Genomic DNA, 25198 nt, shown 5'->3' with positions numbered 1-25198 from the left:
CTATGCCTCCTCTCTTACCAGCGGGTAGTGATCATTTTCTTGCGCGTATAGAACTCTACGCCGTCGCTGCCGTTCGCGTGCAAATCGCCGTAGAACGACTTCTTCCAACCGGAGAACGGGAAGAATGCCATCGGTGCCGGTACGCCGAGATTCACGCCGAGCATGCCGGCATCGATCGTTTCACGGAACTGACGGACATTGGCGCCGCTCTTCGTAAACAAACATGCGCCGTTGGCGAAGTCCGAACGATTGGCCACCTCGATGGCTTCATCCAGCGTTTGGACGCGTACGATGGACAGCACCGGCGCGAAGATCTCATCTTCCCAAATTTTCATGCCGCACTGCACGTCATCGAACAGCGTCGGTCCAACAAAATAACCTTCACCTGCGGATGCCGCATCCTTGCGTCCGTCCCGAATTAAGAGCGCGCCTTCTTTCTCGCCCAGCTCGATGTACTTCAACGTGCGTTCTTTATGCGGTCCGCGAATAACGGGGCCGAGGAAAATCCCCTCTTCCATGCCGTTTCCGATCGTAATGCGATCCGCTGCTTCTACCAGCTTGTTCACGAGAGTATCGGCAACGTCGCCTACGGCCACTACGACGGAGCAAGCCATGCAGCGCTCGCCGGCGGAGCCGAATGCCGCATTGACGATCTCTTTGACGGTCAGCTCCAGGTCGGCGTCCGGCATAACGATGGAATGGTTCTTCGCTCCGGCAAGCGCTTGAACCCGCTTCCCGTTCGCGGATGCCGTTTTGTAGACATATTCGGCTACCGGCTGGGAGCCGACGAACGACACGGCCGTCACGTCCGGATGCTCCAGAATTCCATTCACGACGTCATGCGCGCCATGCACGATATTGAGGACGCCATCCGGCAAGCCCGCTTCCTTGAACAGCTCTGCCAGACGGTTCGCCAGAAGAGGCGTACGCTCCGACGGTTTCATGACAAACGTGTTGCCGCAGGCAATGGCGAGCGGGAACATCCAGCAAGGCACCATCATCGGGAAGTTAAAAGGCGTAATGCCGGCAACCACCCCAACAGGATAGCGGTACATACCGGATTCGAGATTGGATGCGATATCGGGCAATTGCTTGCCCATCATGAGCGTTGGTGCTCCTGCGGCGAATTCGACGCATTCGATTCCGCGCTGCACCTCGCCGTAAGCTTCACTGTAGCTTTTGCCGTTCTCGAGCGTAACTAAGCGGGCGAGCGCCTCCCAGTTGTCGACCAACAGCTGCTGATATTTGAATAGAATACGCGCCCGGCGCGGTACCGGCGTCCGGCTCCATGCCCCGAAGGCTTCCTTAGCCGTTCGAACGGCCAGGTCTACGTCTTCTTTGGTCGAAAGCGGAACCAACGCCAACACTTCCTCCGTTGCCGGGTTATACACGTTCTCGTGCGCGGCAGAGGCAGATGGGACCCAATTGCCTCCGATCCAGTTGTTCAACACTTTGCTCATCCTCGAATTCCCCTTTCGTAATCAACAGTCCGGCTGCGGCGACTATGAGGCCGTTATTTTGCCGTTATTGCAGTCTTCGATATAGCGGAGCACTTGGCTCTCCGTTGGCATGGCGTCGGAGCAGCTGTGGCTCGATATGACAATGCAGGCTGCCGCGCTGCCGAATTCCATGCACTGCTCCAGCGTCCAGCCCTGCATGATGCCGTGCAGGAAACCGGCAGCATAGGAGTCGCCGGCACCGAAGGTTTTGATAACCTTCGCCGGAAAACTCTTCGCTCGATGACTCTTATTGTCGGCTGTATAGGCGATGGAGCCCTCTTTGCCATGCTTGATAATGACGATCTTCGCGTTATAGTCGAACCACTTGGAGGCCGTCACGCTGTCGCTGTGCTCCGGATTTTGCTCGAACACCTCCATCATGTCGAACTCCTCGCGCGTCCCCAGAATGATATCGCAGTACGCTGCGGCCAGATTATAGTAAACCGCTGTTTCCTGCTTGGAAGTCCATGTATAAGGGCGGTAATCCAGATCGAAGGCGATTACGGTTCCGTGTTTCTTCGCGTACTGCAGCGCTTGGAACACCGCTTCCCGCGATGGGCTCTGCGCAAGCGCCGTACCCGAGATTAAGAGCAGCTTCGATTGCGCGATCAGCTCCTCACTGACTTCCCCTGCCTCAAGCAGCAGATCTGCCACGTTGTCGCGATACATCAGAATGCTGCAATCCGTAGGGCTCTTGATCTCCGTAAAAGCGAGCCCCGTCACCGCACCGGATCGATCGGTCACGACGTTCTCCGTTTCAATGCCGGTACGCTGCAAATAATCGAGAATGAAGCGCCCCATTTGATCATTTGCGATTTTTCCGATAAACGCCGTCCGACGTCCTAGCCTTGCCATACCAATTGCAATGTTCGCAGGCGAACCGCCGACATATTTGGTAAACGTCATGGTCTGTTCCATCGGACGATTAATCTCATTCGCGTTCAAATCGATGCAGAGCCGCCCGATCGCCGTGAAATCATGCGCTCTGTCTGCCTTGAAGGAAACATAGGTCATGGCGTTGACTACCTTCTTTCTTCCGGTATCAGAGAATCGATATAAAGCAGCGCATTCCTTGCATATTCATAGGCCGGATGCAGCGCGGGATCTTGTTCCCCTTCCAGCAATGCCCATCCCTTATAATTACGTTTGACCAGTTCAGATAGAATGGGTTCAAAATCGATGCAGCCATCACCCGGCACGGTGAACACGCCCTTGCGAATGCAAGTGATAAAGTCCGCCTGTTCGGCTCTTGCTTCCTCCAATATCTGAGGCCTGATGTCCTTCAGGTGAACATAGGCGATCCGATCGTAATGCTTCTGCAGCACAGTCAGCGGATCTGCTCCCCCATAATAGGCATGACCCGTATCGAAGAGCAGGTAGACAAGCTCCGGATCGGTCAGCTCCATGAGGCGATCGATCTCTTCCGGCCGCTCTACAACCGTTCCTCCATGATGATGGTAGGTCAATTTCAGCCCATATTCCTTGGCAATTGCGCCGGCAGCATTTAAGCCTTCAGCTAAGGACTTCCACTGTTCCTCGCTTAAACGCTGCACCTCTTTCTCACTTGGAGAACGCCGCGGATCAAAGTGCAAAGAACCTCCGGCCTCGCAGGTGCTAACAACGGTGCTTCCCATTTCCTTCAGAAACTCCACATGCGAGCGATAGGCCTCCAGTTCTGCTTCGCGAAATGCCGGATCGGAGAAGAGCACCGACTTCCATTGGGACGTCAAACTGATTCCTCTGCGCGACAGCTCACTCTTCAGCACTTGCGGATCGCTCGGGAACTTTCGTCCCATCTCCGTACCGGTCAAACCAAGCGCTGCGATGTCATCCATGATTCTCTCGAACGAAGTATCGTCACCGTGCTCTTTAACATCCTCTCCAACCCAATTAATCGGATGAATCCCTAACCGGAATGGCAGCTGTTTCATAGGCGGATAGCCCCTCTCTTATAGGAGTTGGATGGATCTGATTCTGGCATTCATCTCTTTGCCTGCTTTAATAACGTTATCGCTCTCGGAAACCTCGGGAACCGCGACGTTCCACCAGGACTCGTAGCCGCCCGTGTTGGTGCCCGGCACAACAGGAATTTCAATGAGTGTAGTCACCGTTTCTTGCTTCGCGAGCTGCAGCGCTTCCTTCAATTCTTGCTCGCTGTTCGCCTTGTAGGCTTTCGCACCGAGACTGCGCGCATGAGCCGCGAAGTCGATGGGCATAAACGAACCCGTCAGCTTGCCGGTCTCCGCCGAGCGGAAACGGAACTCATTCCCGAAGCCGTCACTTCCTTGGCTCTTCTGCAAATTGTGGATACACTGGAAGCCGTGGTTATCGAACAGCAGCACCGTGATTTTGCGTCCTTCCTGCAGGCTCGTCACCAGTTCGGAATGAAGCATCAAGTAGCCGCCGTCTCCCACAATCGCATAGACCTCGCGACGCGGTTCTGCCAGTGCGACCCCGAATGCGCCGGCGATTTCATACCCCATGCAGGAGAAGCCATATTCCATATGATAGGTTTTGGGCTCTGTCGGACGCCACAGCCGGTGAAGATCGCCGGGCAGACTTCCTGCCGCGCATACAACAACCGAGTCGGATGAGATTGTCTCCTGGATAATGCCCAGTGCTCGCGTCTGTGCCATACCAAGCTCATGCTCCATGGCAAAAAGCCGATCGACCTCGTCATCCCACACTTGCTTAATCGCTCCGATGTCCTGAAGATCATGCTCGCTCTGATAGCGTACATCCTCGAGTGCAGCTTGCAGCGCGATTAAGCCTTCTTTGGCATCCGCCGTAATGGCCACCCCGTTCAGCTTCGAGGAATCGAATCCGCTGACATTCACATTGATGAATTGCACGTCCGGATTGCCGAAGGCGGACTTAGACGCCGTCGTGAAATCGGAATACCGCGTGCCAACGCCGATGATGAGATCGGCTTCTTGTGCGATCTTGTTGGCGGCTAAAGCACCGGTGACCCCGATCGCACCTACGTTCAGCGGATGGTTCCAAGCGATAGCGCTTTTCCCAGCTTGTGTTTCGGCTACCGGGATGCGGAAAGCTTCGGCGAATGCCGCAAGCTCACTCGAAGCGGAGGCGTACAATACCCCGCCGCCGGCGATAAGCAGGGGCTTCTTCTTCTCTGCCATGAGCTTCACCGCGCGTTTGATCGCATCCGGCACCGGAGGACGACGATCCAAATAATGCACCTTACGGTCAAAGAAATGAACCGGATAATCGTAGGCTTCCGCCTGCACATCCTGCGGGAGAGCAAGCGTCACTGCACCGGTCTCTGCCGGATCTGTTAACACGCGCATCGCCTGCACGGCAGCCGTCATCAATTGCTCCGGCCGTACGATTCGATCCCAGTACTTGCTGACCGATTTGAAAGGTTCATTGGCGGAGATGGTGTAATCGCTTACAACTTCGAGTTGCTGCAGCACGGGATCCGGCTGTCTGCTGGCGAAATTGTCCCCAGGCAGGAGCAGCACCGGGATGCGGTTTACAGTTGCCGTTGCCGCCGCCGTAATCATATTCAAAGCACCCGGTCCGATCGAGGACGTACAGGCATAAATCTGCTTGCGATTGCTTTGCTTCGCGAACGCGGCTGCGGCATGAACCATGCCCTGTTCGTTCTTTCCTTGTATGTAGACCAGCTCACCTGCGCTATGCTCCAAAGCTTCACCGATTCCGGTCACATTACCATGACCGAAGATGCCCATAACGCCCTTAACAAACTTCGTTTCCTCGCCGTCTACCGAGATATATTGCTGATCCAGAAATCGCAAAAGCGCTTGCGCCATCGTAAGCCGAACCGTGTTCATTATGCTTTACTCCTCCTTAGTTAAATAAGGTTAAGCGCTATACCTTGTGGCATAAAAATAACGCTCTTCTTACTATTCCACAGTAGATTAAGCGCTTAACTTATTTTACGAAAAATGATTGCAAATCTCAATACCTATTTTTGGCGAATCTTGCCATGCCGGGCCGGTTACAATCCCTCGATCACTTGAACCGTGAGGCTCCGCTTCATGAAATCAAAGACAAATTCAATGACCGTATTATCTCGTTCAATGTCCATTGTCGCTTTCGTCGACGACCCGCTCCGCGGATATTCGTCAATCGAATAGGTCTGAGATAACGTTCCGTATGGCGCAACGGCATAAGTGTAGGAACCTTTGAACGGCATAACAAAGCTCCGTCGATAAATGCCATTGCCGCTGTAATACATCCGCGTAAGTTCACTGTTGGAGTCATTATTGAAGGCGCCAACATGATGCTGGAAGCTTCCGTATAAGATGACACGGGCCGGAAGTTTGATTCCTGTCTCGGGATCATAGCTGTCATCTGCCCCAAAGGAGGTGTTCGGCAGCGGATTGCCTGCTTTCTGCCTAAGATCCTGTTCGGATAGCCATAGCGATCTGATCTGATCTTCTTGTCCGAATCCAAGCGGACACCCTTCGCTTGCTCGATTCGCCTGGTAGCAGTTTGAACGCGCTTCTCCCTCGCCGCCGGTTGGCATTGGATGGTGATAACTGCCCAACGTTCTTCGAATCGGCATCTGCAGATAAGCGTTGGCATTGTTTACGGCCGTCCATTTGAATGCGTATTCAAGAAATTGATTGCGGCTTTCTTCATCCTGCGATGCAAACCAGGCAATCTGGTCGTACCCCCACCATTCCATCCATGCTCGGCGTTCATATGCCATGTTGTCCTGCTCATCGAAGAATTTGCCGCCCCAATTATCGAGCTCCATCAGCATCGGTAAAGAATCGCAGCTCCAGCCGCTCGGTGTCACGCCGCCTTCGCTAAAACCCTCTTGTACCAGCGCGAGCTTGTCGCCCGTTCGATCGAGGAGCGGCATCCGTGAATAGGGCATGGAATGAATATCGAAGAGCAGCCGGCCGTCAATGTTCACGCCGTGCGTATGTGCGTCAAGCAGCACAATGCCGCGTCTTGCATGCTCTCTCGCATAGTCCCGTATCTTTTGGAATAAAGAGACCGTCTTCTTGAGCCCAATGTCTTCCGCGGTATAGAGGTGAATCTGCCCCATATGAATGGCTTCATAACCGGCATTGATATAGTTTACCGCCCGATAATAGAACCAGAACTGGGTCTCCAGCTTGTTCATATTGGGAATCCCACCGTTATCGTCCCAGACAAAGCCTTGCGGCTTGCCGTCAAACAGCATATCGGTGAAACGGAAATTGCGGTCCTCAGCCGGTAAGTGGAAGGCTGTGAACACCCATTCCGGAATCTTAATCTTCTCTACACCTTCGAAAACCGCTTCGAAAATGCAAGTTTGCAGCATAATGTCCGGGTCGACTTCATGCACCCGTTCCGCTAGCGTCGCGGACTTACGGAAATGCTCGCCGTCATCCGCTTCCAGCAGCCATACGCCGGATGCGCGCCCCAGAAACTTAGCCCCGATGTTCTTAATCATCCTCAGGTCATCGTCTACCGTAGTACTGTTGACCAAGTCTGCGGCCGTAACCGCCCTGGACAGATAACCTTCCAGAACATCACGGCTGATACTTCCGTTAAACATAGAATGGTTCATTTCTACCTCCGCGGTCGTAGTAAGTCATCATCGTATCATGTTGTCTGTTTCATTTCTGGTATCGATACCAGAAACGTATATTCCTAATTTACCATCATTTTCGAATATTGGAACAACTATTTTTAGAATTTACACTTTTTTATTGTTTGGGCACAAGAAAAGAGTGATCCCTGCTGCTTTGCGCAACCAGTATCACTCTATATATAACTCCTATTTATTCCGACACCAGCGTTTGATCGAACATCGCCTTGCTCGCTTCCGGTACTTGAATGATATCCTGCACCTTATACATGTCTGAATCAGGATCTTTCACGATATCCAGCAATAGAATCTCATCATCCATCCTTAGATAGCTATAGGTTCGGAGCTCGGCTCCGGTCGCTGAGATGGCCTTTAATTGACCCAAATCATCCATGGAAAGGCTTCCCTTCAAGGCATCCGTAAAGTACACATTCAATTGCTCCAAATTTTGATGATCGATCGCGTTCTTCACGAGCATGGCCACATTTTCCGGAGAATCGGGCTGAACAAGCTTGGGGGATGAACATCCCATTATGCACATCAATCCTACTAACACTGTGAGCTTCTTTGCCGTCATGCTGCTTCTCCTAACCAATCATATAAGCGATCATAGAGCAATGCATTCGCCTGATATTTCTTCTTATCCCGAACGACGTAACCGTGTTCATTAATATCGATTTGGACATTGCGCTTATCCTTCGTCACGATGGTGATCAGCAGCGCTTTTCCATCATTTCGTATATTGGTTGAACCCAACCTGCGATAATAGGATACGCTTTCCAATATATCCATCAGCTCTTGCTGATCCTTAGTCTGCATCTCGATCGAGTTATGCTTGACGACGCCATCGTTCAAATCGTCATAATAGATGGTTTGGATATCGCCTGACAGTTTGATGATGGATTCCTCCGCCGATTTAGGTGAGTTGAAATACCAACACAGTCCTCCGATAAGCACAAGAATGGGAAATACGAGATAACGCGGCCGCAATATAATATTCAGCCCCTCTCTTGGTTGAATGTGTTCTTCCATGCTGCTTGCAATCGTTCTATGATTTCTTCCTGTTCCTTGCCTTTCATTTCATGGATGCGTACGGCTAACGTAGGCAGCTTCCATGCCTCCAGCTCAGCTTTCTTAACACCGCTTAAATCTATGTAAACCTCCAAATATACATCGTGAAAAAGCTTACGACCTTCCTGCAGCCAGCTAGGCGCATCCGGTGGTAATGCATGCGAATCCAACATCATCGAGGTTCGGCATACATCCGCCGCTTTATCGCCGATCAGAACATTCATCCAGTCGATTATGACCGGCCCATCCGCTGCCATAAGAATGTTACCCGGGTGAAAATCATAGTGACACAGCGCTTGTCCATCCGGCAATTGCTGAATCACTGCCATAATCAGTTCCTTCTGGCGATCGTTAATCGCTGGGGCTGCCAGCGTATGATAGATCATCTCTTGCTTCAGATTTGGCGTATAATCAACCTTCAGTTCATGAAGCTGAAATTGAAGCTCCGCCATCCATTTCGCATAATGAGTAATGCTCTCACGATTAGGTTCAATTCTGCTCAGCATGGAAGGAGCATGGATTCGCTCATATACGATGCCGGAGCGGCCTTCATGCTCAATTAGCCCTCCGTATCGCGGTGTCCGTATAGCCAGCCGAGAAATAAGCTCTGCATTCTTTGCTTCATTCGGAGCTTCATGGGCATGATGGAAGATCTTAATCACCTCATGCTCGCCCCATTCATACACATCTGCTGTATTGCCTCTCCCAATCAGTTTGCCAGCTTTCATATTGCGGCACCTCACTAAGGCATTGTAATTGGTATTGTATCCCATTTCATAGAGCAGTGGAGTTAAAATTCTCCCAAAGAAATAGCCGCATCGGCATAAGAGTGTCTCTCTACGCATAATGCGGCTCAATTCGATGCTATTCAATTAAACTTCGCTCGCTTTCACTTCGTATGATCTAAGCTCACAATTACCGGTGTGAAAGCCAAAGTACTCCTCGTTCGATTGTTCATTGAAATAACTATGGATCATTCTGCAGATTCCGCCATGAGTGACTAGCAATACATGCATGCCTTTGTACTTCACGACGATAGCGTCGAGTAGATTATAGACGCGTTGCGCAACCTGTAATAAGGATTCTCCACCGGATAGTTTACTCGGAAAATGCTTCTTGGCCTCAAGGAAGCCGGCATCATCACGCTTAACACCCTCGTATTTGCCGTAGTTTTGCTCCGTGAGCCTGTCCTCCACAACATAGGCTTTGCCTATCGCATCGGAAAGAATCTCAGCGGTTAGTCTTGCTCTGATTAGCGGAGATGAAATTACGAGATCGATCTTCGCATCTGATAGGCTCGCAGCCAGCGCGCTTGCTTGTTCCGTGCCTCGAATCGTCAAAGGAATGTCCGAGATCCCGCAGATGCGCCGCTCCACATTCCATTCGGTTTGACCGTGCCTCACCGCGAATACTTTCATAGGCAGCCTCATTTTCGATAGGATGATGTTCTAGCTCTGCGGATAAACGTACTTGCTCGCAGACACAGTGACGGTAGCCGTAGTCGAACCTTCCGCGAGAACGCTTATTGTTCCTTTGGCTGAATAGGTGTTGCCGGTAAATTCAAAATACTGGCCGAAGCTGTACGTTCCGGGCGGCAGGTAAAGCTCGAACTTCCCATTGTTCAGAACGACGTCGCAGATGTAACTGTTGCGGTCATTATAAATGTTCACCTGGCCGGACCGATTAACGGTTGCGTTCTCGAATAGAGCGGTTCCGGTCACATTAGGCTTCTGCAGCTGCAGCGTCTCGTTCTCAAACCTTCCGTTCTGCACGCGAATCGGCTTGTTCAGTACATTTGTCGTGCGATAAGTGCGAACGCTCACAATGTTATAGAGCCCATCAGGTAATTCCGCATAGGCTGTGAGCCCTTCCCAATTCACCCAGCGATCCAGATCGTATCTGCCTTCTGCAGACTGAATAAAGATAGTGCCGCTCTCAACCGGAACTCCCTGTGCATCATTGATATGAAGCTCCGGAATAAGCGGCTGTTTATCCTGAACCGTTAACCATTTGGTCGTGCCGCGAGAAACAGCCATGCTGTAGGGGGTATCTTGAAACCGATTTTTCTTGTAAGGATCGGCACCTGCCTTGAGCAGCAGCTGAACAATCGGGTAGCTCGACCACTGAACAGCTGTATAGAGAGAGCTGTCAAGTCCCGGATCCGCTCCATGTGCGAGCAGCGTCTGCACGATTTCCGCTTTCGGATATTGATTCACATACATGCTCTCATTGCTGGAGCGGCCAATTACGCCTGATGCGGATTCCAGATAGGTCCAGCCATCCCGGTTCGGTTTATTCACGTCATAGCCTTGCGATAGTAGAAGGTCTAACAGTTCGGCATTTTGGTTCAATATCGCCTCCGAAACCAGATCCCTCGACGACAGCTTGACATCCGCGCCATACTCCAGCAACGCTCGCGTTCCCTCCGTACTGCCCTTCATCACCGTATATTCAATCGGGACATTGTTCCCGAACATCTTGACCAACTTCAGATTCGGGTCGACGCCTCGTTCCAGCATCTTCCTGATCGTCACCGCATCGCTGCTCATTGCAGCTTCAAACAGCGTGCGCTGGTAGACTTTCAAATCGGCCTCGCTATATCCGATGACTACTTGCTGCTGTTTCGCATCGTAGTTTACGTTTTTCCCGCTCACAATCGAAACCAGCCTTGCCGAGACGTAAACACGACCATTTATGATAACCGGCGCTTGACTAAGACGAATATTCTGGTTGGCTGTTTGGAGCATCGTGTCGTTCACGCGCGCACTCCATCTATTCAATCCGCGCGTCATTTCGATTCTTCCCTGCTGTACCACTGCCTTGACGCCCAGACCGTCAAAGATCCATTTCATCGGCAGCAATAAACTGCCCTTGTACATTTGCGGCGCTGCCGTTGTTGGAGTAAGCGGCTTCCCGTCAATGACCACCATAATAGGCGCTGCTGCATTCTTCTTGGCTGCCGGAGCTGCCGCTGCGCTGACCGGCGCTTGTATTACCGCTGCCAGAAGGACTATCGCGGCCAACACCATCGCGACCACCGATACTCTTCCGGCCTGATTCTGACTTCTCATTTATCCATTCATCCCCTTAAACATGATTACAGCCTAAATCCCATAATTCGACAGTAACCGTCCAATCCCTTCCATAAAACATCCAATCAATCCCAATTATTAGCACCGTTTCTGGGCGCCTGCATACCATGTGAACATACTTATTTTTTCTGCACGACAGGCTGCCCCCGGCATGAATTGCAGAAAGTCTATGGAGGGGTTTACTTGAAAAAAAGTATGATGAGACTTTCGTTCATCGTTATCAGCTTAGCGCTTCTGCTGGCGGGCTGCGGCGGGAAAAAGTCGGAACCGACCAAGGTTCGAATCGGCGAAGTAACGCGTTCTATTTTCTATGCGCCGCAGTATGTCGCGATTACGAATGGGTTTTTCAAAGACGAAGGTCTGGACGTAGAATTGACCACGACGCCGGGCGGAGATAAAACGATGACCGCGCTGCTTAGCAACAACATTGATGTGGCATTGGTTGGATCGGAAACCTCCATTTATGTCTCGCTTCAAGGCTCCGAAGATCCGGTCATTAACTTCGCACAATTAACGCAAACCGACGGTACCTTCCTTATATCCCGCGCCAAAGTCGACAATTTCGATTGGAATATGCTGAAGGGATCCAAATTCCTTGGACAGCGCAAAGGCGGCATGCCGCAAATGGCCGGCGAATTTACGCTCAAGAAACACGGCATCGATCCGCAGCAAGACCTCGAGCTCATTCAAAATGTCGAGTTTGCCAACATCGTTCCTGCCTTCACTTCGGGCACAGGCGATTACGTTCAGCTCTTCGAGCCGTCGGCAACTATGATCGAGCAGCAAGGCAAAGGATATGTCGTTGCGTCCTTCGGCACGGAGAGCGGCCATCTGCCTTATACCGTGTTCATGACCAAACAAAGCTATATCGATGACAATCCGGATACGGTACAGAAGTTTACGAATGCGGTCCACAAAGGGCAAAAGTGGGTGCAAGAGCATAGTGTAAATGAAATCGCCGATGCGGTTGCGCCATTCTTCCCGGACACGGACATTGAGCTGATCCGCGGCGTTGTGAAACGGTACAAAGATCAAGGCTCTTATGCAACAGATCCGATCATTGACGAAACCGAGTGGGCGAACTTGCAGAATGTCATGAAATCAGCCGGCGAGCTGGATGGCCCTGCAGATTACGGCAAGCTGGTTAACAATACGTTTGCGGAACAAGCGATCGAGAATGTGAAGTAACGAGCACTTGAAGGACTTGAAATGGGCCGCCTGCGTGCGGCCTCTTCAAGCGTATGGAAGGAGTGAACGCTGTGATTCCTGTCGTGGAAGTCAAGGATGTTACGCATGTGTACGTCAATGAGAAAGGGGCAACGCTTGCCCTCGATCAGATTGCATTATCGGTCAGGAGCGGTGAATTCGTATCCCTCGTCGGTCCAAGCGGCTGCGGCAAAACAACGCTGTTATCCATCATCGCAGGCTTAATTCCGCCAACCGAAGGAGAGGTTTCGATACTCGGCCAACCCGTTACCGGCCCGACGTCGAAGATCGGCTATATGCTGCAGCAGGATTTTCTGTTTCCGTGGCGGTCCATTCGCGAGAATGTAACGATTGGCCTGGAAATCATGGGCAAGCTCACACGCGAGAAGAAGGAGTTCGCGCTTCATCTGCTCGAAGAGCTGGGACTTGGCCAGTCTGCGGCCAAATATCCCGGTGAGCTGTCAGGCGGCATGCGGCAGCGGGCAGCGCTTGCACGTACACTGGCTACCGAGCCGGATATTTTGTTCCTGGATGAGCCGTTCTCGTCACTTGATTTTCAAACCAAGCTGCAGCTCGAGAACTTGATCTCCCACACGCTTAAAGCCCGCCGCAAAACCTCGCTGCTCGTTACCCATGATATCGCCGAGGCCATCGCGATGAGCGACAGGGTGATCGTGCTTGCGCCTAATCCCGGTCGGATCAAGAGCGAAATAACCATCCCCGCGTATCTGGCAGACATGACGCCGATTGCCGCGCGTGAGCAAGATGGGTTTCAGGAATGGTTTCGAATCGTCCGGAAGGAGTTCGAATCGACGGAGAGAAGGAGATGAACACACCTATGGGGAACAACAAGTCGGGGAAAGAACCGTCTGAAAACGGACAAAGCAAAGAACCGCGGAGCACTGCCGATCCGCAGCTCATCTATCAGGCATTCAAACGAGCCAGAAATAAAGAGAAGCTGATTGTTCATATCACTCAGGTATTGCTGCTTGCCCTCTTCCTCGGCTCCTGGGAGTATGCGGGGCGAGCGCGGTTGATCGATGTCTTCCTGTTCAGTTATCCAAGCAAGATCTTCAACCTGCTGTATACAAAAGCAATGGATGGCTCGCTGCTCCCTCATATCGGGATTACGGTAGCGGAAACCGCGGCAGGTTTTGCACTAGGCACGTTATGCGGGCTGCTGATTGCAACGATCATCTGGTGGAGCCCTTTTCTGGCACGCGTTCTTGATCCGTATCTTGTCGTGCTGAACTCTTTGCCTAAGGTAGCGCTCGGACCTCTGTTCATCGTGGCGTTAGGCTCCGGCATACTCTCCATTATCGCAACGATACTCTCTATTACCGTTATCATCACCACGCTCGTCATCTATAACGCCTTCCATGAGGTTGACGCCAATTATGTGAAAGTAGTGAAAGTATTCGGAGCGACAAAAACGCAATCGTACAGCAAAGTTATTTTGCCCGCTTCCTTCCCCGCTATCGTGTCGACGCTTAAAGTGAATGTCGGCTTGGCTTGGGTCGGGGTTATCGTTGGCGAATTCCTGGTAGCGAAGGAAGGGCTGGGCTACTTGATCATTTATGGCTTTCAAGTGTTTAACTTTACGCTCGTCCTCGCGAGCTTATTCATCATTGCGGCCTTCGCAACGTTCATGTACCAGCTTGTAGCGGCCATTGAGTCTAGAATTAGTAAGAGAAGACGGTGAAGGAATCGGGCACTTCCGGGCTAATGGTCATGCGCCTGAGTTATGTGCCTGAGCTTGTCTGGGTTGACGACAATATAAAACGATGAGATTTGACCATCTATAATCTCAAAGGAATGCACGTTATTCGGCTGTCCATCCCCATCGTATCCGACAATGCCGGCTTCTCCGTTCACCTCGGACAAGACGTAGGTATAATCCTGCGGCAGCTTGGCTAGCAGTCCGAAGAAATATGCCGCGATGCGCTCGGCGCCCATAATCGGACGAATCGCCGCTTTCACCTTGCCGCCGCCATCCGAGTAAAGAACCGCGTCCGCGCGGACAACGCTGAGCAATTGCCCCATATTTCCGGACATGATGGCTTGCACGAACTGCTCCACGATGGTGGAAGTTCTCTCGACGACCGGGGGCTGCTGTGACTGCAGCGTTTCGGATGGATGCGTTTGAAGGGATGATTTCAACGCATCATCCTGCTCCGGTATACGACTGATTGCCAGCTTGGATCTACGAAAAATTTGGCGGCAATTCGTGCTGCTCTTGCCCACGATCTCCGCGATCTCGTCATACTCGTACTGCAGCACCTCGCGCAGCAGAAATACGGCACGCTCCACCCAAGATAGCTGCTGCAGCAGGAGCAAGTATGCGGTAGATATCGACTCCTTCTGCAGATACCGGTCATCCGGTTCCGCGGATGATTGCGACGCTTCTCGGACAAGCGGCTCAGGCAGCCACGACCCTACATAGACCTCCCGTTGCTTGCGAGTCGAACGCAGCAGATCGATGCAGCGGTTTGTGACGATTTTGCATAAATATGCCTTCATGCTGCTAATATGCTCCGGCTTCTTCGTGCTCATGTACAGAAAAGCTTCCTGCACCACATCCTCCGCATCCATCACGCTGCCCAACATGCGGTAAGCTAATGAAAACAGGAGAGGCCGATAAGCGAGATATTCCTCCTCCGTCGACGACGCTCCTTGGCTAGATTCCGTGTTCATGTCCCCACCTCCACGTTGTTACCTCGCAGCAGCCAAGCTCGGTGAATGCTTGGCGATAGCTTCCGATGCCCTGACGGCGCTTGCGACCGATGCGTCAGCAAGCAATTCGCCATGACCGGCCCAGTCTCCTGCGACATATAAGCCTTGAATTCCGGGAACGTTCGGCCCGATATTCTTGGACTTCTGCCCGGTACGCGGATAACCTTGCGTTACCGTAATATTAGGCAGAAATTGCTTTGCGAGCACTTCGTTCTCCCAGCCCGGCTGCAGCCAGTTCATGGTTTCCAGCAGCTGCTGCTCATCCGCCTTCGGATCGCTCTCGCCGGGACCGTTATATTTAATCAAATGGACCACAACCGCTCCGTTATCGCTCATTGTGGCATGCGCCGAATGATTGGAGAAGAAGATCGGCTGATCGAGGCCAAGCGCAAATTCATGTTCTTTGACCGGCAGCTTCTTCAGTCCAATGTCCAGGCAGGCAGCCATCGAAGCTACGGCCTCTGTCTTCCATTGGTTTAAAACCGTCGCTTCGGCTCCGGGTACAAGCTTATACGTTTCCGAAGGGGAAGCTGTACTGACCACATTCGTTATGGAAATCGATGTGCCATCTCCAAGTTCGAGCGCTGTAACCTTGCCTTCCTTATGAGTAATTTCTTTTACCGACTTGCCGGATTCGATCTGCACGCCTATCTGCTGCGCCTTCGCGCGCAGTTGATCCACGATCGTCTGCCAGCCTTTATTGAGATAGATTACGCCTTTGAGCGAGCGCTGAATTTGGCCCAGTGCCGGTCCGGCAAGCTGGCGATCCGGATCAAAAGCATACGTCGCTGTCCGGCACAGCGCATAGAACACATGCCTGACCATCGGATCTTGGACTTCGCGCTCCGCCCATTCCCGGATGCTCGATGCAGGAATGGTATCGGCGTTTAATCGCGATAATTTGACCATCAGTCGCATCAGCTGCATCTTGCTCGACCAGGTGAGCAGCTTCGTCTTCATCATGCCGATCGGATCAGCTCCCATCGGGACGAGCTGTTTGTTCCAGATCACATTCATTTTGGTGGACGGCTTGCCGCCTTCGACTCGAATCCCAAGCTCTTGCAAAACACTATTCGCACGGCCTGCCTTATATAGCGCATGACCGCCTAAATTGAGATAAACGCCGTTGTTGTGGTTCGTCATTGCACGCCCCCCGAGGCGGTTCGATCTCTCCAGCAGTACGACAGAACGGCCGCTCTGCGCCACCTTAATCGCTGCAACTAACCCGGCCAAGCCCCCGCCAATCACGGCTGTATCATAGTTTCTTTTCATTAGTGTCACCCTCCCTGTTTGCTTTCATAAGTTAAGGCGGGCCGGGAGGTTGATTTGTGACAGCTGTGATGAAAAAAGTTTTCTCGTCGCTTTCCCGCGCATGTACGGTACCTGTTACCTCTCTTTCTCTCGTTTTGCTACTTTGCCGACAAAGAGTTGCCTCTCAGCAACGCACAAAAAAAAGCTGCACAAGCCCATGGCCCGTGCAACTCTATAACATCTCAAATCTCTACTCGCCCCAGCGCCAGCCGAACGGGTACTGCGCTGACAGCGTCAGCGGCAGTCGGCCTGTTGGCGTGAACTCGCCGAGCAGCGCACCCGCGGCCGATTCCAGCGCGAGGGGACGGCATTCGTATACGGCGAGGAACGCCGATACGTCCGGGTACACGAGCAGATCGAGCGGGTTGCGGACAGATACCGCAACCGTGCGATCTCCCGCTTCCGCGAGCAGCCGCGCCGCGAGTTCGCGCTCATTCGCGTGCTTCGCCGCGTCGTAGCTCACGAACACGATCTGCTCGAACGCCGCAAGATCATGCAGCGCATCGGCATCGCCTACGCGCCGCTCCGTCACATGCGGCATGCGCGCCGCGAGTCGGCCCCCGAGCGTACCGTCGTCGGTGAGCAACTCATCCGCTTCCGACACGGTCACGATCTCGGGCCAGAGCACGAGCGTCTTCGCTTCGCGCCGGAGCGGCAGCAAGCCGCGCTCGTTCTTCACGAGCGTCGCCGAAGCCTCGCTCCAGTGGCGGGCAGCCGCCTGTTGGTCCGGCGTATCGAGCGTCGGCTCGACCTCCGCCCATGGCGCAAGCGCCTCGCCAACGGCGCGCTTCTCCTTCAAGCGCATGATGCGCGCCAGCGAAGCATCGATGCGCGCTTCGGTCAGCTCGCCGCTCTCGACGGCGGCAACAACCGCTTCGATTGCCGCACGCTGCTTCGAAGCCGTGTGGCAAATCAGCACCATATCCGCGCCTGCCTGCAGCGCCATAACCGCGCCGCGCGCCGGGCCATAGAACTTGTCGATGGCATTCATCTCCAAGCAGTCCGTCACGATCACGCCTTCATACCCCAGCTCGCCGCGCAGCAACCCCGATAATACAGTCTCCGACAAGGTCGAAGGAACGCCCGACGGGTCAAGCGCAGGCAAACACACATGTGCCGTCATAATCATATCCGTTTCGCCGGCAGCCATCTTGAACGGCACCAGCTCAATCGCATCCAGCCGCTCGCGATCATGCGTCAGTACAGGCAAATCCCGGTGCGAATCGACGCTTGTATCGCCATGTCCCGGAAAATGCTTCACAGTCGCCGACACGCGCGAGCGCTGATAGCCGCGCACGGCCGCCAAACCTAGCTCCCCGACAACCTCCGGCCGGTCGCTGTACGAGCGAACGTTAATTACCGGATTGTCCGGGTTATTGTTCACGTCGATGCAAGGCGCATAGTTCAAATTAATGCCAAGCGCGCGAAGCTGCTCGCCGCACATTGCAGCCGATTCGAACACGCCTCCGGCAGAACCTGCCGCGCCAAGGGCCATATTCCCCGGCATCAGCGTAACGCCTTTCACAAGGCGCGACACCATGCCGCCTTCCTGATCCACCGCAATAAACATCGGCGATCTCCCCGACCGCTTAGCCGAAGCCATTAAACCTGCGGACAGCGCATGCACCTGTTTCGCATCCACGATATTGCGCGTGAAATAGATGATGCCGCCGACACCGTAGTCTTCAATTAGCGCTTCAATCTCCGCAGACGGCTCATGTCCGTGGAACCCAAACACGAAGAGCTGCCCGATTTTCTCCCGCAAACTAAATTGTCTCCAACCTGCTTGTACTTGCTCTCCCATGACTCGAACGCACCTCTCCCGTTAATGCTCATCCTCTGATTCCTCGTGGACTGTTAACAGCGATCCGCCCCCCTGAACTGCCATTCGGTAGTCCGTCGGATTCTGCCCCGCATACTTCATAAATACTTTTGTAAAATACCGCCGCTCCGCATACCCGACTTCCTTGGCAATCAGCGCGACGCTCTTCATCGTTTCAAGCAGCAGCGCTTTGGCTTTTTCCATCCGCTGGCGCGTAATATATTCGATGAACGTTTCGCCATACGTTTGCTTAAATAACAGGCTGAAATGCGAGGTCGACAGTCCGACATACGTAGCTGCCTCCTCCACGCTGAGATCGCGGAACAGATGACGGTCCATGAACTGCTTTGCATCGTTCAACTGCCGCTCGGAATGCTTGCGTTTGTCCGTCGAACGCGCGACGCCTTCGCTGGAAGCTTGCCGAATCGCGGCAAACAAATCCTTCACGCCAAAATGCAAATCCATCTTGCGCCACATCGCTTCTTCCTGCTCGCGCTGCAGCAAATCCGCTTCCTTCAGCTCCCGCATCAGATGCAGCGCCAGAAAATGCAGCATCGGCTTCAGCCGGCCTTCCGCGCTGCCGCCTGCCTTATGCAACTGCTCCGCCAGTCGCCTCTGTTCGGTATCCACGCCGGCCGCATCGCCGCGCTTCATAGCTCCAATCAGCCGCTCCGCGATATCCCACAGCGTCCGCCCGGGATCAAATCCCCCTGCAAACTCGCTGCCGTATACCGCGATTGGCACCGATTCCGTAGACAGCTGCATGCCGCGCTGCACGGTTTTGTAGGCGGAGGACAGCTTGTTCATCGCTGTCATTTTATCATATATGCCCGCATGCAGCTGCAATTTGGCATTCTTGCGAACGGAGGCCAGCAGCATATCCGCCCATTGATTCACCTGCAGCTCGCGCGCCTCCGGCGAACCGTCTCCGCTTTCCGCGGCCTTCTGACCGCGAATCAAGACGCACCATTCACCGTCGCGCATTTGGATGACCGCATGATGCAGTCCGTCCAGCTGCAGCGTCTCGCGCAGCACGTTACACACGGCGAAGTTCCAGATCTTCCGCTCTTTGTCCGGCCATTCGCGCCAGTCCCGCGCATCGGCAGAACCGGCATCGATATCCAGCACCAGCAGCGTATATTGGGGCTCCCCGAGCAGCTGCTCCTGTCCGGCCATCAGCCAATTGTCCGGCGTGATATCCGTATAATCCATCAGCACGTCATACAAGATCTTCTCGTTCGCCAAATCGATCATCCGATCCAGCTTGCGCTGCTCTTCCTTGATCTGCTGCCGTTTATTGCGCTGCTCCGACATGACCCTTGCAATGACCCCTGTCAGCTCGTCATAAGGAATCGGTTTAAGGATATAATCCTTCACCCCATACTGAATCGCGGACCTCGTATACGAGAAGTCCTGGTAACCCGACAGCATAATAACGTCGCAAGCCATTCCCCGCTCCCGAATTTGACGGACCAGCTCAAGTCCATCCATGACCGGCATCCGGATGTCGCATAGAATCAAATCCGCCGGCTCCGCCCGCAGAAGCTCCAATGCTTCTACACCGTTCTTCGCGGTGCCTGTAACTTCAAGTCCAAGCATACTCCAAGGGATGACTTTCTCTAGGTTGCGAGTAATATGTTGTTCGTCATCGACAAGCAGCACTTTTCCGTTCATACCCGTTCACCTCGGTTCCGTGGAATCTTAATTCGGATAATGGTGCCGTAACCCTCCTGGCTGCACAGGAGCAAGCCATAAGGCGATCCATAATGAATCCGCAGCCGGTCTGCGACGCTGCGCAGTCCAAGTCCGCGTCTTTCCCCTTGCTCAGCCACGTTGAGGTCGAGATCCCGCTCTTGCTCGCGGCTCAATCCGTTAATGCGTTTCAAGGCTTCTTCGTTCATGCCGATTCCATTATCGGTAACGGTCAAGATGACCAAGCCTTCTTCCAGATGAACCGAAACGGAAATCATGCCGACATGTCCAAGTCCTTCGAACCCGTGCTGAATACTGTTCTCGACAAGCGGCTGAAGAGTCAGCTTCAGAATCGTGTAATCGAGCGTCTCATCCGAGATCAACAGCTCATAGCTGAATACATCCTCGAAGCGGTATTTCTGAATTTCCAGGTAGCTGCGTACATGTTCAATCTCCTGCTGCACCGTAATAATCTCCGAGTGATGCATGCTCGTTCGCAGGAGAATGCTCAGTCTGCGCACCATCTGCATGATTTTGCCGCCTTCGTTCTGGGCTGCCAGCGCATTGATCGACTCCAGCGTATTGAACAGAAAATGCGGCTTGATCTGCGCTTGCATCAGCATCATCTCGGCGCGCTGCTTCCGTTCCTGCTCGGTGCGCACCTCGTTCAGCAGACGTCCGATTGTCTCTACCATGCTGTTAAAGCTGCGCGCGAGGAGTACGGTTTCATCCTTGCCTTTTGCCGGAACGCGGGTGTCCATCATGCCTTGCTCCACGAGGCGCATCTTGCGGACAACCCGGATAATGGCTTTGGCTACCCGGCTGACGAAGAAGATATTAAAGAGTATCGCGAAAATCAAACATAGCAGCGTAATCCCGCCAATCCACTGCACGAAACGAATATTCTCGCTCGTTAACGACTCCCATGATTTCACGGAAATAAGGATCCACCCGCTGCGGTCGAGGTTATACGCCGATACGAGAGAATCCTCATGATTGAACATGGTGCGGGAGCTTACATAGCGCTGCGTGTGCTGCAATTGAAGCTGCGTTTGATTTTGAGCGTATTTTCCCTCTAATTGGTGCTTGCTATCCAGCATGACCAGACCGCCGTTGTTGATGATCAAATAACGCGTCTGCGTTTCCTGTTCGCCTGACAGCGTAAAATCACGCAGCATATTGTCCACGTCGTCGGTCTTTACCTGCGTCACCATAATGCCGGATTCGTTGAACGATTCCATATCGCGCACAATGCGCAGCTGCGTAAATAAAGCCGCGCCGGTACCGGTTAAGCCGGGCTGCTCATAGGGACCGATCCACATCGGCCGACCTCCGTACTGCTTGATCTGCGGATAGATCGAATGATTCTTCAGCATATCGTACGTAATGTTCTTAAACGTGGTCGGATCATTACGATAAGAACGGAACATCGTCCCGTCCTCCCCGTAAAGCATCACCATGCTGAGCGCCGGATTTTGCCATAACAGCTTCCCGAGCGACTTCTCATATTGGCTGATTGCGATTAGCCTGCTTGCATCATTAACTGAATTGCGGGAGCTGCGCAGCGCATCTTGAACGGTTGCGTTCGTGACGCTCGTATCGCTGAGCTGATCGAGCTCTCGGAAGAAATAGCGGATATTGCCGCCCACCGCTTTGAGCGTAATTTCGGTTTGCTCGCTATACTTCTTCTCCAGCAGCTGCTCCGAATTAAGAAAGGATACGATGCCTAGAAAAATAAGCGGAGCAACGATCAAACCTATAAATGCCAGCAGCAGCTTCGGTCGCAAATTCATAGGACGGCTCCTTTATCATTTCAGCTAATGCTACAAGCGAGCGAAATCGCGCCGGATTTCGTGCGAAGTCTAGCCCTTTACGCTGCCCGCCGTCATCCCGTCAATAATTTGACGCTGCAGGAACATGTACACGAGCAGCACCGGAATGATGCTGATAATGACCGCCGCAGAGAGCGATGCAAAATTCGTCCGATAGCCGTCATTGAAGGTAGCCATACCCGTTGGCAGCGTGCGCAGCGATTCGGTCGTGACGAGTAGCTGTGAGAGTATATATTCGTTCCAGTTGCCAATGAACGCAAGAATGAAGACGGTAACCAGTGCCGGCATCGATACCGGTATGATCACTCTGACGAACAATCCCGCCGCGCTAAGCCCGTCCATAATGCCGGCTTCTTCAAGCTCGGACGGAACGGATTGCATGAACGCATGCAGAATAAAGATCGTAATTGGCAATGCATATGTGCAGTATACCAAAATGAGCGCCTGATGCGTATCGTAGAGATGAAGATCATTCACCAAGCGGTACAGCGGGATGAACAGCGCGCCGGGAGGCACCAGCAATCCCATCAGAATTAGGCCGTAGATCCGCTTGCTTAACACTTTATATTTCATCCGGGACAAAGCGAAAGCTGTTGCGGCCGAAAGCAGAATCGTGAGCAAACAGGCAGCGACGGTTACATAGAGACTGTTAAACGCATACTCCCCAATGTGCGCGCTTTGCCAAGCAGCCTTGTAGTTGTCGAAATTAAACTTGGACGGGAATGCCCATGTGTTGACCGTGATTTCCCGATTTGTTTTGAACGATGACAAGAGCAGCCACAACAGCGGAAAAAGGATCACGATGACATACACCCAAAGCGACAAATGAAGCGGCCACTGGCTGTTGCGTACTTTGACGGAACGGTGCAGCTTCGGATTGGCCGTATCTTTCGATGGTGTAAGGTTGCCTTTTGTAAGGACACGTTCCATTAGTACTGCACCTCCTCGGATTTCGATACACGCTGCAAGATGGCCGTCATCGCCAGAATCAGAATGAACATCGCTACGCCGATTGCGCTGCCATAACCAAGCTCCAAGGAACGGAAGCCGACTTTGAGCGCATAAGTAGACATAACCTCAGTAGACTGGAAGGGTCCGCCATTGGTCATAATTTGCACGATATCAAGCACCTTTAACGTACCGGACACCGTTAGCAGCAGCATGACGAACAGAATCGGACGTACGAGCGGCAGCGTGATTTTCCACGTTTCGCTCCAAGCGTTGACACCGTCGATCTTCGCCGCTTCGCCGATTTCCTTCGGGATGTTCAGAATGGCAGCCAGACAAAGGACGATGAAGAACCCGATGTTCTGCCAAGCGTTTGCAATTAGAATCGAGAGCATGGCCAGATGAGGGTCGGAGAGCCATTCTTTCGCCCAGCTTTCGCCGCCGATCGCGCGCAAGACCTGGTTGATCATACCGGATTCATAGTTGTACAATACGCCGAACAGAATAGCGACGGTTGCCGTGGAGATCACAACGGGTACGAAAACTGCTGATTTATAGAAGCCGCGCATGCGTCTTGCTTTACTGACCATAATGGCAATCAGAAACACGAGCGGAATATTGACGATAAGGGAAAAAGCCATGAAATAGAAGTTGTTGCCGAGCGATTTCAAGAATACTTCGTCGTGAATCAATCTTGTAAAGTTATCGATGCCGATAAATACTTTCTCGGAAATGCCATCCCATTGATAAAAGCCATAAATGAAAGACACAACGACCGGATATAAAAAGAACAGACCGTAGAGCAGAAGTGTTGGAACGATAAAAGCCATATATATCCATGGGTTTCTCAGCGCTTGATACATCGGGAATCCTCCTAGCAGGTTAGGCGTATAAAAAGAGGGTGCCTGTTACGGCAGGACACCCTCCATCCATCATCCAAGTTGGGATTGCTCTTATTTTTGTGCTGCGTTCGCTTTCTCTTGGGACGCTTGGATTTTCGCCGCTACTTCTTCAGGCTTCTTCACTTTGCCGATCAGCTCTTGCAGCCCTACGCCTACATCAGCGCCAACGCTTGGTTGAACGATCGCGTCAAAAGCTTTCCAAGAAGTCGATGCGCCGCCCATTACGTTCAGAACATCGGAGATCAGCGGATCTACGCCGGACAGATCGGACAGTTTCATGGAAGGAAGAACTTTGTCTTCAAGAAGCGTACGTTTCTGGATTTCTTCGTTAAAGAAGTTCGCGATGAATTTCTTCACGGCTTCTTTCTGGTCGTCGTTCAGGTTCGACGAGAAGCCGAAACCGTTGGAGTAGGACGCATTGATCGAAGATTGATCGCCTTTACCGCCGTCGATGGACGGGAAGGAGAAGTAACCGATGTTGCCTTTCAATTCGCCTGCTTCGTCGCCTGTAAAGCGGTTCGCATCCCAGCTTCCCGTGAAGACCATCGCTGCGTCGCCTTTGAGGAATTGCGCGCCTTGCTCCGCGTACGGCAAACCAAGCGCGCCTTTAGTGAAGTAATCGTTGTTTACGAGTGTCGCGTAATCAGTGAATCCCGCTACGAAATCAGCATCGGTCCATTTTGCTTCGCCGGTCACCAATTTGCTGAAAGCGTCGATGCCGACGTGGCGCTCCATGACTGTATTCCATAGCATGCCGTTAACCCAGCCGTCTTTTGCCGCAAGCGCGAACGGCGTTTTGCCTTTTGCTTTAATAGCGTCGGCTACTTTAATCAGGTCTGCGAACGTTTTCGGAACTTCCAGGCCGTAATCCGTGAACATCTTCTTGTTATAGAACACGCCTTCGCTGTAACCGCCGAATGGAAGGCCGTACACTTTACCGTCGATTGTAAACTCGTCCAAGCTTGCGAACTTGTCTTTGATGCCAAGCTCTTCAATGATTGGCGTCAGGTCGAGCATGCGCCCTGCTTTTACATAAAGGTTCAAGTCCGCGCCGCCGAATACTTCGAAGATATCAGGCGGGTTGCCTGCTGCCATTTCCGCTTTCAGCTTCTGATCGCGGTTAACGACTTCGTCGATGCCTTCAAGGTTGAATTTGAGGCCTGCGTTGTCTTGTTCGGTTTTCGCAACAACATCTTGCAAAATTTTCAGACGCACTTTGCTTGTTTCTTTAATTTGCGTATGACGCAGGGAAAGCGTAACGTCTTTCGCCACCGGCGTTTCGTTGGTTGAGCCTTCGTTCGTCGTCGTATTTGAAGTGTTTGTTGTGTTGTTATCGTCTTTGGAACCGCATGCAGAAAGTACAAGGGATGCCGACATCAGCGTTACGGCTGCGACTGTAAATCCTTTTTTCATTTCAAGACCTCCAAATGTTAATCGTATATTTGTGTACTGCTCTTCCTTACACTTTGAATTATAGAGGGAGCAGCGAGAACGTAGGAGGTCGAAAATACAACGAGT

General features: G+C 52.6%; 21 protein-coding genes. 3 read left to right on the top strand and 18 right to left on the bottom strand.

Translation table 11 applies throughout. The features are described from left to right. Positions 1–14: 14 nt before the first annotated feature. The 10 genes from BM412_RS02500 to BM412_RS02455 all read right to left on the bottom strand — a co-directional run bounded on the left by BM412_RS02500 (position 15) and on the right by BM412_RS02455 (position 11213). Positions 15–1460, bottom strand: coding sequence for a CoA-acylating methylmalonate-semialdehyde dehydrogenase (locus tag BM412_RS02500; RefSeq protein WP_091213519.1), 1446 nt, complete (start codon positions 1458–1460; stop codon positions 15–17). Between the two features lie 42 nt (positions 1461–1502). After that, on the bottom strand, positions 1503–2513 hold the full coding sequence (gene iolC, locus BM412_RS02495; protein ID WP_091213517.1) for a 5-dehydro-2-deoxygluconokinase: 1011 nt from the start codon (positions 2511–2513) through the stop codon (positions 1503–1505). Between the two features lie 8 nt (positions 2514–2521). Further along, on the bottom strand, positions 2522–3430 hold the full coding sequence (gene iolE / locus BM412_RS02490) for a myo-inosose-2 dehydratase (RefSeq protein WP_091213510.1): 909 nt from the start codon (positions 3428–3430) through the stop codon (positions 2522–2524). A gap of 18 nt (positions 3431–3448) precedes the next feature. Further along, positions 3449–5314, bottom strand: coding sequence for a 3D-(3,5/4)-trihydroxycyclohexane-1,2-dione acylhydrolase (decyclizing) (gene iolD, locus BM412_RS02485; protein ID WP_091213508.1), 1866 nt, complete (start codon positions 5312–5314; stop codon positions 3449–3451). A gap of 167 nt (positions 5315–5481) precedes the next feature. Beyond that, positions 5482–7050 carry a hypothetical protein gene (locus tag BM412_RS02480; protein ID WP_091213506.1) on the bottom strand — a complete coding sequence of 523 codons (1569 nt, stop codon included), beginning with the start codon at positions 7048–7050 and terminating at the stop codon, positions 5482–5484. A 214-nt stretch (positions 7051–7264) separates the two neighbouring features. Further along, positions 7265–7603: a hypothetical protein gene (locus BM412_RS02475; RefSeq protein WP_143111551.1), complete on the bottom strand. Its 339-nt coding sequence runs from the start codon at positions 7601–7603 to the stop codon at positions 7265–7267. Positions 7604–7644: 41 nt separating this feature from the next. Then, positions 7645–8103, bottom strand: coding sequence for a hypothetical protein (locus BM412_RS02470; protein ID WP_143111550.1), 459 nt, complete (start codon positions 8101–8103; stop codon positions 7645–7647). Further along, positions 8070–8870 carry an aminoglycoside phosphotransferase family protein gene (locus tag BM412_RS02465; protein WP_091213499.1) on the bottom strand — a complete coding sequence of 267 codons (801 nt, stop codon included), beginning with the start codon at positions 8868–8870 and terminating at the stop codon, positions 8070–8072. Before BM412_RS02465 ends, BM412_RS02470 begins: the two co-directional genes overlap by 34 nt. 144 nt (positions 8871–9014) lie before the next feature. After that, positions 9015–9560 carry a histidine phosphatase family protein gene (locus BM412_RS02460; RefSeq protein WP_091213496.1) on the bottom strand — a complete coding sequence of 182 codons (546 nt, stop codon included), beginning with the start codon at positions 9558–9560 and terminating at the stop codon, positions 9015–9017. 30 nt (positions 9561–9590) lie between these two features. After that, the gene (locus BM412_RS02455) at positions 9591–11213 is read right to left on the bottom strand and encodes a stalk domain-containing protein (RefSeq protein WP_091213494.1); all 1623 of its coding nucleotides are present in this window, start codon (positions 11211–11213) and stop codon (positions 9591–9593) included. Positions 11214–11429: 216 nt separating this feature from the next. Between BM412_RS02455 and BM412_RS02450 the strand changes: the two genes are divergently transcribed. The 3 genes from BM412_RS02450 (at position 11430) to BM412_RS02440 (ending at position 14142) form a co-directional block, all read left to right on the top strand. Further along, on the top strand, positions 11430–12422 hold the full coding sequence (locus BM412_RS02450; RefSeq protein WP_091220112.1) for an ABC transporter substrate-binding protein: 993 nt from the start codon (positions 11430–11432) through the stop codon (positions 12420–12422). A gap of 71 nt (positions 12423–12493) precedes the next feature. Continuing rightward, complete coding sequence (locus BM412_RS02445) at positions 12494–13270, top strand: ABC transporter ATP-binding protein (protein WP_256256086.1); 777 nt, start codon at positions 12494–12496, stop codon at positions 13268–13270. Positions 13271–13278: 8 nt separating this feature from the next. Beyond that, positions 13279–14142 carry an ABC transporter permease gene (locus BM412_RS02440; RefSeq protein ID WP_177245619.1) on the top strand — a complete coding sequence of 288 codons (864 nt, stop codon included), beginning with the start codon at positions 13279–13281 and terminating at the stop codon, positions 14140–14142. 20 nt (positions 14143–14162) lie between these two features. On the opposite strand, the gene BM412_RS02435 is transcribed toward BM412_RS02440, so the two are convergent. The 8 genes from BM412_RS02435 to BM412_RS02400 all read right to left on the bottom strand — a co-directional run bounded on the left by BM412_RS02435 (position 14163) and on the right by BM412_RS02400 (position 25093). Next, positions 14163–15134 (bottom strand): RNA polymerase sigma-70 factor, encoded by a 972-nt coding sequence (locus tag BM412_RS02435; RefSeq protein ID WP_091213485.1) that lies wholly within the window; start codon positions 15132–15134, stop codon positions 14163–14165. Positions 15135–15152: 18 nt separating this feature from the next. After that, complete coding sequence (locus BM412_RS02430; RefSeq protein WP_091213482.1) at positions 15153–16445, bottom strand: phytoene desaturase family protein; 1293 nt, start codon at positions 16443–16445, stop codon at positions 15153–15155. A 229-nt stretch (positions 16446–16674) separates the two neighbouring features. Further along, positions 16675–18288 carry a glycoside hydrolase family 3 protein gene (locus tag BM412_RS02425; protein WP_091213480.1) on the bottom strand — a complete coding sequence of 538 codons (1614 nt, stop codon included), beginning with the start codon at positions 18286–18288 and terminating at the stop codon, positions 16675–16677. 21 nt (positions 18289–18309) lie between these two features. Further along, positions 18310–19980: a response regulator transcription factor gene (locus tag BM412_RS02420; protein ID WP_091213477.1), complete on the bottom strand. Its 1671-nt coding sequence runs from the start codon at positions 19978–19980 to the stop codon at positions 18310–18312. Next, positions 19977–21791, bottom strand: a complete 1815-nt coding sequence (locus tag BM412_RS02415) for a sensor histidine kinase (RefSeq protein ID WP_091213475.1) — start codon at positions 21789–21791, stop codon at positions 19977–19979. Before BM412_RS02415 ends, BM412_RS02420 begins: the two co-directional genes overlap by 4 nt. Before the next feature lie 69 nt (positions 21792–21860). After that, a complete protein-coding gene (locus BM412_RS02410) occupies positions 21861–22760 on the bottom strand; it encodes a carbohydrate ABC transporter permease (RefSeq protein ID WP_091213472.1) in 900 nt (299 codons plus the stop codon). Further along, positions 22760–23641 (bottom strand): carbohydrate ABC transporter permease, encoded by an 882-nt coding sequence (locus BM412_RS02405; protein WP_091213471.1) that lies wholly within the window; start codon positions 23639–23641, stop codon positions 22760–22762. Before BM412_RS02405 ends, BM412_RS02410 begins: the two co-directional genes overlap by 1 nt. Before the next feature lie 90 nt (positions 23642–23731). Beyond that, positions 23732–25093: an ABC transporter substrate-binding protein gene (locus BM412_RS02400; RefSeq protein WP_091213467.1), complete on the bottom strand. Its 1362-nt coding sequence runs from the start codon at positions 25091–25093 to the stop codon at positions 23732–23734. Positions 25094–25198: the final 105 nt, after the last annotated feature.

This window comes from Paenibacillus sp. BC26 (genome assembly GCF_900116125.1).
Lineage (GTDB): Bacteria > Bacillota > Bacilli > Paenibacillales > Paenibacillaceae > Paenibacillus_Z > Paenibacillus_Z lignilyticus.
The sequence above is the reverse complement of the archived record's forward strand: the minus strand, read 5'-3'. Positions and strand labels throughout refer to the sequence as shown.

What these genes read in the sequence shown, in the direction of transcription:
- BM412_RS02500 (WP_091213519.1), bottom strand. Translation starts at nt 1,460, where the DNA reads ATGAGCAAAGTGTTGAACAACTGGATCGGAGGCAATTGGGTCCCATCT.
- iolC (WP_091213517.1), bottom strand. Translation starts at nt 2,513, where the DNA reads ATGACCTATGTTTCCTTCAAGGCAGACAGAGCGCATGATTTCACGGCG.
- iolE (WP_091213510.1), bottom strand. Translation starts at nt 3,430, where the DNA reads ATGAAACAGCTGCCATTCCGGTTAGGGATTCATCCGATTAATTGGGTT.
- iolD (WP_091213508.1), bottom strand. Translation starts at nt 5,314, where the DNA reads ATGAACACGGTTCGGCTTACGATGGCGCAAGCGCTTTTGCGATTTCTG.
- BM412_RS02480 (WP_091213506.1), bottom strand. Translation starts at nt 7,050, where the DNA reads ATGAACCATTCTATGTTTAACGGAAGTATCAGCCGTGATGTTCTGGAA.
- BM412_RS02475 (WP_143111551.1), bottom strand. Translation starts at nt 7,603, where the DNA reads ATGGGATGTTCATCCCCCAAGCTTGTTCAGCCCGATTCTCCGGAAAAT.
- BM412_RS02470 (WP_143111550.1), bottom strand. Translation starts at nt 8,103, where the DNA reads ATGGAAGAACACATTCAACCAAGAGAGGGGCTGAATATTATATTGCGG.
- BM412_RS02465 (WP_091213499.1), bottom strand. Translation starts at nt 8,870, where the DNA reads ATGAAAGCTGGCAAACTGATTGGGAGAGGCAATACAGCAGATGTGTAT.
- BM412_RS02460 (WP_091213496.1), bottom strand. Translation starts at nt 9,560, where the DNA reads ATGAAAGTATTCGCGGTGAGGCACGGTCAAACCGAATGGAATGTGGAG.
- BM412_RS02455 (WP_091213494.1), bottom strand. Translation starts at nt 11,213, where the DNA reads ATGAGAAGTCAGAATCAGGCCGGAAGAGTATCGGTGGTCGCGATGGTG.
- BM412_RS02450 (WP_091220112.1), top strand. Translation starts at nt 11,430, where the DNA reads ATGATGAGACTTTCGTTCATCGTTATCAGCTTAGCGCTTCTGCTGGCG.
- BM412_RS02440 (WP_177245619.1), top strand. Translation starts at nt 13,279, where the DNA reads ATGGGGAACAACAAGTCGGGGAAAGAACCGTCTGAAAACGGACAAAGC.
- BM412_RS02435 (WP_091213485.1), bottom strand. Translation starts at nt 15,134, where the DNA reads ATGAACACGGAATCTAGCCAAGGAGCGTCGTCGACGGAGGAGGAATAT.
- BM412_RS02430 (WP_091213482.1), bottom strand. Translation starts at nt 16,445, where the DNA reads ATGAAAAGAAACTATGATACAGCCGTGATTGGCGGGGGCTTGGCCGGG.
- BM412_RS02425 (WP_091213480.1), bottom strand. Translation starts at nt 18,288, where the DNA reads ATGGGAGAGCAAGTACAAGCAGGTTGGAGACAATTTAGTTTGCGGGAG.
- BM412_RS02420 (WP_091213477.1), bottom strand. Translation starts at nt 19,980, where the DNA reads ATGAACGGAAAAGTGCTGCTTGTCGATGACGAACAACATATTACTCGC.
- BM412_RS02415 (WP_091213475.1), bottom strand. Translation starts at nt 21,791, where the DNA reads ATGAATTTGCGACCGAAGCTGCTGCTGGCATTTATAGGTTTGATCGTT.
- BM412_RS02410 (WP_091213472.1), bottom strand. Translation starts at nt 22,760, where the DNA reads ATGGAACGTGTCCTTACAAAAGGCAACCTTACACCATCGAAAGATACG.
- BM412_RS02405 (WP_091213471.1), bottom strand. Translation starts at nt 23,641, where the DNA reads ATGTATCAAGCGCTGAGAAACCCATGGATATATATGGCTTTTATCGTT.
- BM412_RS02400 (WP_091213467.1), bottom strand. Translation starts at nt 25,093, where the DNA reads ATGAAAAAAGGATTTACAGTCGCAGCCGTAACGCTGATGTCGGCATCC.